Source organism: Sphingobacterium paucimobilis HER1398 (assembly GCF_000416985.1).
In the GTDB taxonomy this organism is placed as follows: Bacteria; Bacteroidota; Bacteroidia; order Sphingobacteriales; family Sphingobacteriaceae; genus Sphingobacterium; species Sphingobacterium paucimobilis.
Window position 1 is genome coordinate 256,004 of the sequence record NZ_ATDL01000014.1, and the last position, 13,045, is coordinate 269,048.

A 13,045-nucleotide genomic window follows, 5' to 3' on the forward strand; every position below is an offset into this window, starting at 1 on the left:
ATGGAAGAAATAATTGCCCCAATAGACAGGGGGTTGATCAAAGCAGAGTTAACTGAGGAAGCATTTCTACGTTACACCAATAATGGAAATAATGAAGTCTATCTAGTAAACTATCATTCCGCGCCGAATATCATGCGCGAAATAGGTCGTCTACGAGAACTGACATTTAGGGGAGCAGGGGGAGGAACTGGTCTTCCATTTGATATCGATGAGAACGATACTTGTCAGCATAATTATGACCAGCTAATTGCCTGGAATCCGGAAGACGAGGAAATTATAGCTGGGTATAGAGTAATCCGTTGCGATCAAGCAATGGATGAAAAGGGGGAGATTCACCTCTCCACACTGCATTATTTTACTTTTTCTGAAGAATTTGTAAAGGATTACTTGCCTTATACTATTGAGCTTGGGCGATCCTGGGTACAACCGAAATATCAGCCTTCTATCGATAACAGAAAAGGACTGTTTTCTTTAGACAATCTATGGGATGGGTTGGGAGCATTGGTGGTCATCAATCCAGATATTAAGTACCTGTTCGGTAAAGTGACTATGTATGCACATTTTAATGCACAGGCTCGGGATTTACTGCTGTACTTTATGGAATGCTATTTTCCGGACAAAAAGAACATGGTCATACCTCATGAAAGACTTTCTGTAGGCTATAAGACAGATATCACACCATTTCTAGGGATTTTCGATGGACTATCCTATAAAGAAGGGTATAAAGTACTTAATAAACACGTGAGGGATCTGGGCGAAAATATTCCACCATTGATCAATACTTATATGAACCTTTCTCCGACAATGATGACATTCGGGACAGCGTTGAATGATGAGTTTGGGGAAGTTGAAGAGACAGGGATATTGATTACGTTGGAAGATATCTATCCACCCAAAAAGGAAAGACATATTGCATCTTTCGAGAGGGACAAAATCTATGGGACTAGACAAAGCACAAAAGAGAACTGATCAGTTCTCTTTTGTGCTAAATTAAAAGTGTGTTTAACTGTAATTAAGAGAGGCAGCTTTTTACAAGTTCTGATATCGTCTTACCGTCAGCCTGTCCCGCTAGTTTTTGATTAGCTGCGCCCATCACTTTTCCCATATCTTTCATTCCCGAAGCTCCTGTCTCCGCTATGATAGTACGGATGATTGTCTCTACCTCGGCACGATCCAGTTGCTTAGGAAGATATTCCTCGATAACTTGTTGCTCTTCCAATTCAATTTGAAATAGATCTTCGCGTCCCTGACCTTTGTAGATCTCTCCTGATTCTTTACGTTGTTTGACCAGTTTTTGCAGCACTTTGATCTCGGTGTCTTGATCCAGCTCTTCTATTCCCGCTTTTTCCGTTTTAGCAAGTAAGATTGCTGCTTTGACCGCTCTTAATCCGCGAAGACGCACACTATCCTTAGCAATCATTGCTGCTTTGATATCTTGATTTATTTGTTGTTCTAGTGACATGATTGTATGAGTTTATTTAGTTTCTGACTATTACTGTTCCTGTGGCTTGGGCTGTAGGCATGATCAGCAGATCATTGATATTGACATGTGCTGGGCGAGAAAGTACAAAACTAATCGTCTCTGCAATATCTGTTCCCGATAAAGGAGTCACGCCGGTATAGACATTTTTCGCTCTCTCTTTATCTCCTTTAAAACGAACCTCCGAAAACTCGGTTTCTACCATACCTGGATTTACTGCTGTGACCTTAATACCAAAAGGTAATAAGTCTATACGCATGGCTTTGTTTAGAGCATCGACAGCATGTTTGGTCGCACAGTACACATTGCCATTCGGGTAAACCTCTTTACCGGCAATGGAACCTATATTAATAATATGTGCCCGTTGGCTTTTTTTTAGTAAAGGGATGACAGCTTTACTAACATATAGCAATCCTTTTACATTGGTGTCGATCATACGGTCCCAGTCGTCTGTATCCCCATCTTGCAAGGCATCAAGACCTTGGCTTAGTCCCGCATTGTTTATTAGAACATCTATGTTTTGCCATTCCGGAGGGAGTGAAGCGATTGCTTTTTTTACTTCTGCGTTATCTCGTACGTCAAGTGTAAAGCTGTGTATATCGACGTTGGGGTGCAGTATGTGGATTTCTTTGGTCAGCGAGGTCAGACGGTCTGCTCTTCGCGCACATAACAGGAGTCTATAATTACTTTCAGTTGCTAGTACTTGTGCGCAGGCAGCTCCAATCCCAGAGCTTGCGCCAGTTATTAATACTGTTCTCATTTTTATAATTTTAGAAGTCAAGAATATCTTCTAAGACAGGGTATTGGATACCTTATTGGAAGATCAAACTGACATATATATTCCGAATCAAACCTTTCTGAATCGGCTCCATGAATTTATTATCTTTTGCTAATTCATGATTAGAAGCAAATGCATTTCCGAAGCTCTGGTTGAATTTTATTTCCGGTGACATCTTAAAATATGCAAAAAAAATGTCCGCTCCTAGTCCAGCTTCCCAAGATAGATAGCCCGGTTTCATGATCAGTGACTGAGGCCTCGTTGTCTCCGTATCGTTTAATAGGCTTCTGTACTCGTCATTTATTCCAATCCATCGCGTATACCGGGCGCCGCCGATAAGATAAGCTCGATAACGGTTGAATTTGTTTTTTAAGATCTTTTCGTCCGAACGAAACTTGATCGAAAGAGGAAATTCAAAAGCATTGAAGTTGGATCCGTCAGAAGATGTAGAGACATGTCTTTGCTTTCTTGTTATAGTTCGACCTTCCCACTCAGGCTTCGATCCTGTAGACTGATACTCGATCCCTAGTCCATTGAAAAATAAGAAAGAGGGATTGAATGTGAAATAAAGATTTTCATTTGCTCGTATATCTACAGGGATTCCTACCGAAAAACCAAAGTTCGGCTTAGATTGTATGCTTTTAAGCTCTCCAAGCGTATTGGCATCATTGTCTCCAAAATAGATATTATGTTTTTGCCATCCCTCCTTTAGCTGCAGTTGGTAGCTCTGGACAACCATATTATATTGTATGCCCAGCAGGATTGTTGCATCTTCATTATAAGAGGAGGAGAACGGCAGCGAAATTTTTCGTTGAGCCAAACTACCTAAGCTTAAAAATACTCCTACTATTATAAAGAAAATATGTTTCATTCGAGTGGCGGTTATTTTATTGCCTCATATATGGTACAAAAACCGAATGTTTGTGGCCTTACTTTCGTTTCTTTGAAGCCAACCCGAGCTGTTATGTCTGCAAATCTCTTCCCGTCAGGAAATTTAGATACCGATTCGGGCAGGTAAGAGTAGGCACTCGAATCTTTAGAAATCAGTTTGCCAATCGCAGGTATAAACTTGTGAAAATACAACTGATAAAACTGTTTGATAGGAAAGGTAGTCGGATTTGATAATTCCAATATAACAGCTTTTCCACCAGGTTTGAGCACGCGGTTTATTTCAGCAAGTCCTTTTTCTAAGTTTTCGAAATTACGAACACCGAAGGCAACAGTCACAGCGTCAAATGTGTAATCATCAAAAGGCAGGTTTTCCGAGTCAGCTAATTTTACCTCCAATTGTTGCGCAAGTCCTTTCTTTGCAATTTTTTCCTTTGCCACATCGAGCATTCCCTGGGAAATGTCAATACCTATAATCTTTTTAGGTTTCAGTAAACGTAGTGATTCAATAGCAAAGTCACCCGTCCCTGTAGCGACGTCGAGCATAAGCTGCGGTTTGATCGATTGTAAGGATCGAATGGCTTTTTTTCTCCAAATCACATCGATTCGCATAGTCATGATCCGATTCAATAAATCATATCTGTGGGAAATGTTGTTGAACATGTCTGCAACTTGTTCTTTCTTGCCACCTTCTTTTGATTTGTAGGGCTTTAATGTTGAGGCTCCATTTGACATAGAGCAAAGATAATATAATATTTTCATTGCAATATAATTATTTCGGGATGCGCTGATCAAATGTTTATAGGAGCTTACTTGACAGTTAGTTGGACTTTAATGTGTTGAAAATGAAAACTTAATGAAGTATGCTTTGTTGAACACTTCAGTATGACCTATTAGGATGGTTGTTAACAATCTCTAAAGTTTTCCACAATTTTATAATTTATTGATAATGAATTACGTTCTTATGTTATCAACAGTTTGTTAACAATGAGTGTTAAAAATAAAGGCTTGTAGGATAGGAGAGATGCATGGCTTGATCTTTTTACTTTTTTTCGATGTGCAGAACTAAAAAACTAGAGAGCTAGTATTTTTGCTAACTTTGTTTAACAATATTTTAGCAGCATAACACGATACTCTATTTTATTGTTTAACGCGATAATCTTAATCAAAAATGGATCAGGAACACACAGGACAATCATCTAATGCGGGGCGTACAGGTTTTAGTAAGAAACGAACAGGATTGAATAATCTTGTCAGTGGCTTAGGAAAGCTTCCACCTCAAGCTTTGGATCTAGAAGAGGCTGTGTTGGGCGCATTGATGTTGGAAAAAAATGCGTTGAGTGAAGTGATTGATATTTTGAAAGTTGAGTCTTTTTATAAAGAGGCGCATCAAAAAATATTTGAAGCTATTTTTAGCTTGTTCCAAAAGACGTCACCTATCGATATCCTTACTGTTACCTCCGAGTTACGACAAATGGGGGCTTTGGAGATGGTGGGCGGTGCTTTTTACATCACTCAGCTTACCGATCGCGTTGTTTCTGCTGCAAATATTGAGTATCATGCCCGTATCATATCACAAAAATACATTCAACGTGAGCTGATTAAAGTTTCTACCGAAATTATCAATTCTTCTTACGATGAAACCAGTGATATTTTTGATCTTTTGGATCATGCCGAAAAGAGTCTTTTTGACATCGCCCAGAATAACTTGCGGCGGGACTCTAGGAAAATGGATGACATTATGCGGGAGGCGATCAGCAACTTAGAGGCCTTGCGGGATCGTACAGATGGTTTGACAGGCGTACCTTCCGGATTAACAGCCTTGGATCGCATGACATCAGGCTGGCAACCTTCTGATTTAGTCATTATCGCTGCGCGTCCTGCTATGGGTAAGACAGCTTTTGTATTATCAGTAGCCCGGAATGCTGCGGTAGATCATGATAAGGCCGTTGCTGTATTCTCTCTGGAGATGTCGTCCGTACAGTTGGTGAATCGTCTAATAGCGGGAGAAACAGAGATTGAACAGGAAAAACTAAAAAAAGGAAATCTGGCGGATCATGAGTGGCAGCAATTGCATTCCCGTATCGGACGATTGACTGAAGCGCCTCTGATTATTGATGATACACCCGCTTTGAACGTTTTCGAATTTAGAGCCAAGTGTAGACGCCTTAAGGCGCAGCACGATATACAGATGGTTATCGTCGATTACCTGCAATTGATGCATGGTAAATCGGAAGGCAAAGGTGGTGGAAACCGTGAGCAGGAAATCGGTAGTATTTCCCGGGCTTTGAAATCGGTAGCCAAAGAACTTAATATCCCTGTATTAGCGTTATCGCAGCTGAGTCGTGCGGTAGAGTCGCGTCCAGGTAATGCCAAACGTCCAATGTTATCGGATTTGCGTGAATCGGGATCTATCGAGCAGGATGCAGATATGGTTCTTTTTCTATACCGTCCAGAATATTATGGATTGACAGAGGACGAGGAAGGTAGACCTACTGCTGGCGTCGGTGAGGTGATTATTGCCAAGCACCGTAACGGTGAAACGGGTATAGTACCTTTAAAATTTGTGGGTAAATTTGTTAAATTCGTCGATCTCGAGGATGACTTTGCCGGTATGGGAGGAGATTCTTTCGGAGGCGGTGGCGATTCTCCATTTGGTGCGTCACCTATGATGCCTTCATCCTCTTTTGAAGATTTCGGAGGCGGAGGCATTACGATGCCATCTCGAATGAATGACATGCCAGATGATGCACCGTTCTAGTTGAGGTTTTACTGTACTGGAAAATCAAAATACCGATCTTTAAAGGGTTCATTATTCAATGTGTAATGCCACCATTCTTTGGAGTAAGCTCTGAATCCCTGCTTTTCCATAGCATAACGAAGCAGCTCTCGATTTTTTAATTGCTCCTGACTCAATTTTTTGTAGTGATGTCCGGAAATTTCACCCAAAAAATCAAAAGGGCTGCCCATATCCAATTCGATTTTGCTGTCCAACATAATAATGGTCAAATCTACGGTGCTTCCTCGGCTATGTCCCGATTTCGAGGCGATATAGCCTCTTTTAAATAAAAGGCCTTTATCTTCTGTAGGGTAGAACTCCGCTTTTCCTAGCGTGTCTTTTGGGTCTTTAGACCAATTAACAAAATGATTTACGGCACTCTGGGGACGATAGGCATCATATATTTTCAGCCCCATATTGTTTTTGTTTAGCTCTTTCTCTACCTTTGCAAGCGCTTCTGTGGCTTGTTTTGAAAGAATGGCTCGAGGTTCCAAATAACCTTTTACGGGCTTGCCGATAAAATTGTGATGACCACAATATCGCAGATCCACCTCTATGTGTGGAATGATATCTCTGATGTATGCAAAACCATCAGGCAATTGTTTGGAGACCTGTTGTGTCGGAGCAGTAGCAAGTAGCATCAAGGACAAAGAAGCAAGAAATACAGATTTTGTCATAATGGGGCTTTTTGTTTCGTAAAGGTAGCTATTTATCAGAATAAATAGTAGCATATACAAGTCCTATTTGACAGTAATTTAGTAACTTTACAATCTATTTCTAACGGAAAAAACTCTTTTTATTTTGGATTATTTAGCAGGATTAAATTCCACGCAGCGCGATGCTGTAGAGCAGACAGAAGGTCCGGTGATGATTGTGGCAGGAGCGGGTTCAGGAAAAACCCGTGTTATCACGTATCGAGTAGCGCATCTTATTCGAAAAGGTGTAGATCCTTTCAATATCTTGGTATTAACATTTACCAATAAGGCTGCAAAAGAAATGCGCGAACGTATCATGAAGGTAGTCGGCGCCGAAGCAAAGAACATTTGGATGGGAACATTTCACTCCATTTTCGCAAGGATACTTCGTGTAGAGGCAGAATTGATCGGCTACCCAAAGAACTTTACCATATACGATACCGATGATACAAAGAGTTTGCTACGGTCTATTTTGAAGGAGATGAATCTGGATGATAAGCTATATAATGTAAATCAGGTATATGGTCGTATATCATCTGCAAAGAATAATTTAATATCACCGCAGGAATACAATAAAAACGAAGCTTTACTTGCTGAGGATAGAGAGAATGGTAGACCACAGATGGGACAGGTTTACTTTACCTATGCTCAACGTTGTTATCGTGCCGGAGCAATGGATTTTGATGACTTGCTGTTCAAAACGAATGTTTTGTTGAATAAACATCCGGAAACATTGCACAAATACCAACATCAGTTTAAATACCTAATGGTAGATGAGTACCAGGATACGAACTTTTCTCAATATCTTATTGTCAAACGTTTAGCTGCAGTCAATCAAAACATATGTGTGGTAGGGGATGATGCGCAAAGTATTTATGCTTTCCGGGGAGCGAACATTCAGAATATTCTTAACTTTCAGAAAGACTATCCTGAAGTCAGGGTGTTTAAGCTAGAGCAGAACTATCGCTCAACGAAGATGATTGTCAATGCTGCAAATAGCATTATTGCCAACAACAAAAATCAGTTAGAGAAGAATGTCTTTTCTGAAAATGCGGATGGGGATAAGATTAAGGTAGCGCGGGCATTTTCTGACAATGAGGAAGGAAAGATCGTTGCGGAAGCAATCTTACAAGATAAGGCATTGAATTCACAGCAGTTCAAGGATTTTGCTATTTTGTATCGAACCAATGCACAGTCGAGAGCCATGGAGGAGTCGTTACGTAAGCTTAACATTCCCTATAAGATTTATGGAGGTACTTCCTTCTATCAGCGTAAAGAGATAAAAGATTTAATTGCCTATTTCAGGTTGACCTACAATCCTAATGACGAAGAAGCACTAAAAAGGGTTATCAATTATCCCAGACGAGGGATAGGAGACACCACTATCGACAAGATTATTGTGGCTGCAGATAAGCATCAGTACCGACTTTGGGATATCGTAGCTAATGCGCAGATGTTTTTAGACGGTCGTAGCGCGACTGCTGTGTCTACCTTTGGCACGATGATACAGAGTTTTCAGGCGATCGGAAACCAAGAGAATGCCTTTGATACGGCCATGCATATTGCACAACATTCCGGTATTTTAAAGGATCTCTACGAAGACAAGTCCGTCGAAGGCTTGAGCCGCTATGAAAATATCCAAGAGTTATTGAACGGTATCAAAGAGTTCTCGGAACGTGAGGATATCGAAGAAAAAAGCCTCGATATCTTTTTACAAGATGTTGCACTGTTGACGAATGATGATAATGATAAAGATCCGAATGCAGATACCGTATCCTTAATGACTATCCACTCTTCAAAAGGACTCGAGTTTCCCAACGTATTTATCGTAGGCTTGGAAGAAAATTTGTTTCCATCACAATTATCCGTAAATTCACGAGCAGAATTGGAAGAGGAAAGAAGGCTGTTTTATGTCGCAGTGACACGTGCTGAGACAAAATTGCACATTTCCTATGCCACTTCAAGGTATCGCTGGGGTACTTTAAATAATTGCGAACCCAGCCGTTTCTTAGATGAGTTGAACCCTGCGTGTTTAGACCTGGATTTTAAACCAAGAATGAATGCAGCTGCTGGAGAAGGTGCGATGAAGTCGGATCGAATAGCTTGGCAACAGAAAGATAGCTTCTCCAAACCAAAGCCAAAAGTAGTCAAGACAACATCGATTTTACCGAAAGCGCACGTTCCCACAGAAGGTTTTGCACCTTCGGATACCAGCGGTCTACAAGTAGGTATGGAAGTAGAGCACGAACGTTTTGGTTTTGGCAAAGTCATTAATTTGGAGGGAAATAGTCCAGACTTAAAAGCAATTATTTTTTTTAAGGAGTTGGGACAGAAACAATTGTTGCTTAAATTTGCGAAACTAAGAATTGTCCAATAAATAGATGGACAGAATATTAAATAAAAAATAACGTTTTATATTACGTTTAACTTCATTATATGAAATATCCAGGCAGTGCAGATTGTACAAACATACATAGTCACGTAGTCGTATGCACACTGTCTAGCTACAAAAACGTGCATAGTACGCGTTGGATATTCCATATGACCGTTAAAAAGCAAATTAATACATATGAATTTTGATTATAACAGTACCCGTCCTAAGTTGATATTGGCTGAGTATGGCAGGAACGTGCAGAATATGGTTGATCATATCTGTACAGTACCTTCTAGGGAAGAACGGAACCGATTAGCGCAGGTCGTTATCGATATGATGGGCGTTTTAAATCCCCATTTAAGGGATGTTTCCGATTTTAAGCATAAGCTTTGGGATCATTTGTATATCATTTCAGATTTTAAAATCGATGTTGATTCTCCATATCCAGTTCCGTCTAAGGAAGAGATACGCCACAAACCTGAACCGCTGCCCTATCCGCAGCACAGGATTCGGTTTAAGCATTATGGACATATTGTAGAATCTATGATCCAAAAGGCTATGGCTGTATCTGATGTAGAAACCAGACAGAAGATGACACTAGGAATAGCCAATTTTATGAAAATGGCCTATCTCACGTGGAACAAGGATTCTGTTAATGATCTTCAAATTATTCAAGATCTGAAAGAGCTTTCTGGTTTCGTACTAGTATTGCCAGAAGATACGGTATTGACTAAGTTGGATTTTCGTACGCCGCCTCCGGGCAACCGTATTAAATCGCAAGCTACTTCGAATAATAACAATCAAAAGCAAGCTTCGGGATCAAATAACAATAAGAAACAATATCAGAACAATAACAACAATAATAACAACGGTCGTAAAAGGCAAAACAATAATACCTCTGGTAAGAGACCTTATCAGAGTAGTAATTATAAGAAATAGAAGGGTATATCCGATTACTTCTATTGAAGAGGATATCTACAATTTCAAAATACAGACAGGGGTTGCTTCGATTTGGAGAGATTTTTGTTCGTGTTTCGTTCTGAAGATATCCTCTTGTTGTATATGTATTGAAGGGGCTTAGAAATTAGCTATATCTATATTCATTATAAAATTAATATATGAACGCATTTGAAATTCACGGTGGGAAGCCGTTAAAGGGAGAAATAATACCTCAGGGAGCAAAGAATGAAGCATTACAAATTCTATCAGCAGTATTGCTGACCGAAGAAAAAATGACGATAAGCAATATTCCCGATATAAAGGATGTTAATAAGTTGATTGACTTGTTGCGTTCTTTAGGTGTAGTTGTGAATCAATTGAATAAGGATACATATGAATTTCAGGCTAAAGATATAAATATAGATTACTTTACTTCTGAAGAGTTCAAGCAGAAGGGTGGAAGTTTACGGGGATCAATCATGATCGTAGGTCCCCTATTAGCTCGATTCGGTAAAGCTGCTATTCCCAAACCGGGAGGAGACAAGATTGGCCGTAGGAGATTAGATACCCACTTTTTAGGATTTGAGAAATTAGGTGCGAAATTTGTTTATGACGCTGACAATCATTTTTTCAATGTGGATGCGACTGCACTGAAAGGTACCTATATTTTGCTAGACGAGGCCTCTGTTACAGGAACGGCCAATATTATTATGGCCGCTGTTTTGGCAAAAGGGACAACTACTATCTATAATGCAGCTTGCGAACCTTATTTGCAACAGTTATGCAAGATGTTGAATCGTATGGGGGCTAATATTTCCGGAATAGGTTCTAACTTGTTGACTATTGAAGGAGTTGATTCACTGGGAGGTACGGAGCACCGTATGTTGCCTGATATGATCGAGATAGGTTCTTTTATTGGTTTGGCAGCAATGACGGGATCCGAAATTACCATTAAAAATGTAGCCTATAAAGAATTGGGTATTATTCCTACGGTATTTTCCCGTTTAGGTATTAAAATGGAACTGAAAGGAGATGATATTTTTATTCCAGCGCAGGACAGCTACGAGATAGATACTTTTATTGATGGTTCTATTTTAACGATATCGGACGCCCCATGGCCTGGTTTTACGCCCGATCTTTTGAGTATTGTATTAGTGACTGCTATTCAAGCGAAAGGAAATGTATTGATACATCAAAAGATGTTTGAAAGCAGGTTGTTCTTTGTGGATAAATTGATCGATATGGGGGCGCAGATTATTTTATGTGACCCACATCGTGCTACAGTTATTGGTTTGAATAAGCAAACTCAACTTAGAGGGATACAAATGTCTTCTCCTGATATACGAGCCGGAGTTTCCTTGTTGATAGCAGCATTATCAGCACAAGGTAAGTCAACAATATTTAATATTGAACAGATCGAGCGTGGTTATCAGGATATCGAACAGCGTCTGGTGGCATTAGGTGCTGATATAAAGCGGGTTGAAGCACAGCCAATGGGACATTGATAAATTGTCTGAATAATGTTAATTAATTGAAATAGACTTTGTTTTTTAAAAAGCAATTCTATTTTTGTAAAAATAAACGTTTAAACATATATTATCAGAAAATGAAAAAATTAGTTTTATTCTCAGCTGCAGCAGCAATGGTCCTTGCTTCTTGTGCTGGAAATCCTGAAGGTAAAAAAGCTGAAACCAAAGACTCCGTAGCTACTGTAGACAAGGTGGCCGGGGTTGCCTATGTGGTGGATACGGAAGCGAGCCAAATCATGTGGAAGGGAACAAAAGTTTCTGGTTTCCATGAAGGAACTGTAAAAGTGAAATCAGGTGAGTTGAATGTGGACAATGGCGCAGTAACTGGTGGAAACTTTGTATTGGACATGAGTACAATTTCAGCTACAGATTTAGAAGGAGAATATAAAGATAAATTAGACGGGCATTTAAAAGCAGACGATTTCTTTGGCGTAGCTACCCATCCCGAGGCAAGTTTCACTATTACTGAAGTAAAAGCTGGAGCAACTGCAAATGATGTTGTGATTTCAGGTAATTTGGTGATCAAAGGAACTCCAAAAAACATCACTTTTGATGCGAAAGTTGAAGAAATTACAGATACTACAGTAAAAACCTCTGCGGACTTTAATATCTTACGTGAAGATTGGGGAGTAAGTTACGAAGGAAAGAAAGATGATTTAATCTCTAAAGAGATTAACTTCCGTGTTAATATCGTTGCTAACAAGTAATTAATACGTAAATAAGAAAACAGAAAGCGCTTGTAAATTTTACGAGCGCTTTTTGTTTTACGAATGAACTCGTCAGATAAATTGATACCAAGAATGCTAGGAGGAAATGGTTTTAGTAAAAGGATATAAAAAAAAGGCTAATCTTCTGATTAGCCTTTTGTACCTAGGGCGGGAATCGAACCCGCACTCCCTTAACGGGAACAGGATTTTAAGTCCTGCGTGTCTACCAGTTCCACCACCTAGGCAACTGAGCGAAAGACGAGATTCGAACTCGCGACCCCAACCTTGGCAAGGTTGTGCTCTACCAACTGAGCTACTTTCGCTTGACGTGGTGCAAATATAGAGTAATAATGCAATTCTGCAAAGAAAAAAGTGAAAAATAAAAACTTACATTAAACCCTTATTTTCTCAAAAATAAGAGCATTCTCATAACCCTTGCTTTGCAGATAGCGTATGAGCTTGGCTTTATCCTGTATAGTAAGTTGTTGAATATCTCCGTTTATTTTCTTTTCGATAATAGTTGTCAACTTTTGCTCATACTCATCGAGATCGATTTGTTGTAGCGCCGCTTTTATTAAAGGAGGAGATACCCGTTTTGCTTTAAGATGCTGTTGTATCTTGATTTTTCCCCAGCCCTTGATTCTGAATTTCCCCAGAACAAAAGCGGTAGCGAAGCGTTCTTCATTTAGAAAATTGGTCGCTATCAATTCGCTGATTATTTGTTCCACATCCTCCAGGTGTAATCCCCATTCGTAGAGCTTGTCTCTTACCTCTTGTTGGGATCTTTCCTGATAGGCACAATAGGCCTCTGCTTTTAATTTTGCTTGATGCGGCGTGAATACTTTTTTATGTGGGCGCTGCTCTTCCATTCTACAA

Annotated in this window: 12 protein-coding genes and 2 tRNA genes; 6 read left to right on the top strand and 8 right to left on the bottom strand. The window is 39.8% G+C overall.

What is annotated here, in order from left to right; genetic code table 11:
- Complete coding sequence (locus M472_RS32305) at positions 1 to 969, top strand: GNAT family N-acetyltransferase (protein ID WP_021070042.1); 969 nt, start codon at positions 1 to 3, stop codon at positions 967 to 969.
- Between the two features lie 43 nt (positions 970 to 1,012).
- Here M472_RS32305 and M472_RS32310 read toward each other — a convergent pair whose 3' ends face one another.
- Genes M472_RS32310 through ubiE form a run of 4 tightly spaced genes read right to left on the bottom strand, consistent with a single transcriptional unit; the run spans position 1,013 to position 3,881 of the window.
- Positions 1,013 to 1,462 (bottom strand): GatB/YqeY domain-containing protein, encoded by a 450-nt coding sequence (locus M472_RS32310; RefSeq protein ID WP_021070043.1) that lies wholly within the window; start codon positions 1,460 to 1,462, stop codon positions 1,013 to 1,015.
- A gap of 16 nt (positions 1,463 to 1,478) precedes the next feature.
- Complete coding sequence (locus M472_RS32315; protein ID WP_021070044.1) at positions 1,479 to 2,240, bottom strand: SDR family NAD(P)-dependent oxidoreductase; 762 nt, start codon at positions 2,238 to 2,240, stop codon at positions 1,479 to 1,481.
- 52 nt (positions 2,241 to 2,292) lie between these two features.
- Complete coding sequence (locus M472_RS32320) at positions 2,293 to 3,129, bottom strand: hypothetical protein (RefSeq protein WP_021070045.1); 837 nt, start codon at positions 3,127 to 3,129, stop codon at positions 2,293 to 2,295.
- A gap of 11 nt (positions 3,130 to 3,140) precedes the next feature.
- Positions 3,141 to 3,881 (bottom strand): bifunctional demethylmenaquinone methyltransferase/2-methoxy-6-polyprenyl-1,4-benzoquinol methylase UbiE, encoded by a 741-nt coding sequence (gene ubiE, locus M472_RS32325; RefSeq protein WP_021070046.1) that lies wholly within the window; start codon positions 3,879 to 3,881, stop codon positions 3,141 to 3,143.
- Between the two features lie 436 nt (positions 3,882 to 4,317).
- Here ubiE and dnaB point away from each other — a divergent pair, with 436 nt between their 5' ends.
- On the top strand, positions 4,318 to 5,907 hold the full coding sequence (gene dnaB / locus M472_RS32330; protein WP_021070047.1) for a replicative DNA helicase: 1,590 nt from the start codon (positions 4,318 to 4,320) through the stop codon (positions 5,905 to 5,907).
- A gap of 8 nt (positions 5,908 to 5,915) precedes the next feature.
- Here the strand turns inward: dnaB and M472_RS32335 are convergent, their stop codons facing one another.
- Positions 5,916 to 6,602 (bottom strand): M15 family metallopeptidase, encoded by a 687-nt coding sequence (locus tag M472_RS32335; RefSeq protein WP_031301607.1) that lies wholly within the window; start codon positions 6,600 to 6,602, stop codon positions 5,916 to 5,918.
- A gap of 124 nt (positions 6,603 to 6,726) precedes the next feature.
- Between M472_RS32335 and M472_RS32340 the strand changes: the two genes are divergently transcribed.
- The 4 genes from M472_RS32340 (at position 6,727) to M472_RS32355 (ending at position 12,169) form a co-directional block, all read left to right on the top strand.
- The gene (locus tag M472_RS32340) at positions 6,727 to 8,997 is read left to right on the top strand and encodes an ATP-dependent helicase (protein WP_021070049.1); all 2,271 of its coding nucleotides are present in this window, start codon (positions 6,727 to 6,729) and stop codon (positions 8,995 to 8,997) included.
- Positions 8,998 to 9,189: 192 nt separating this feature from the next.
- A complete protein-coding gene (locus M472_RS32345) occupies positions 9,190 to 9,933 on the top strand; it encodes a DUF4290 domain-containing protein (protein WP_021070050.1) in 744 nt (247 codons plus the stop codon).
- Positions 9,934 to 10,112: 179 nt separating this feature from the next.
- Positions 10,113 to 11,438, top strand: coding sequence for a UDP-N-acetylglucosamine 1-carboxyvinyltransferase (murA, locus tag M472_RS32350; RefSeq protein WP_021070051.1), 1,326 nt, complete (start codon positions 10,113 to 10,115; stop codon positions 11,436 to 11,438).
- Positions 11,439 to 11,539: 101 nt separating this feature from the next.
- On the top strand, positions 11,540 to 12,169 hold the full coding sequence (locus M472_RS32355) for a YceI family protein (protein ID WP_021070052.1): 630 nt from the start codon (positions 11,540 to 11,542) through the stop codon (positions 12,167 to 12,169).
- 160 nt (positions 12,170 to 12,329) lie between these two features.
- Here the strand turns inward: M472_RS32355 and M472_RS32360 are convergent.
- The 3 genes from M472_RS32360 to M472_RS32370 all read right to left on the bottom strand — a co-directional run bounded on the left by M472_RS32360 (position 12,330) and on the right by M472_RS32370 (position 13,038).
- A tRNA-Leu gene (locus tag M472_RS32360) sits at positions 12,330 to 12,414 on the bottom strand.
- A 5-nt stretch (positions 12,415 to 12,419) separates the two neighbouring features.
- Positions 12,420 to 12,492, bottom strand: a tRNA-Gly gene (locus tag M472_RS32365).
- Positions 12,493 to 12,561: 69 nt separating this feature from the next.
- Positions 12,562 to 13,038 carry a regulatory protein RecX gene (locus M472_RS32370; RefSeq protein ID WP_021070053.1) on the bottom strand — a complete coding sequence of 159 codons (477 nt, stop codon included), beginning with the start codon at positions 13,036 to 13,038 and terminating at the stop codon, positions 12,562 to 12,564.
- Between the last annotated feature and the right edge of the window lie 7 nt (positions 13,039 to 13,045).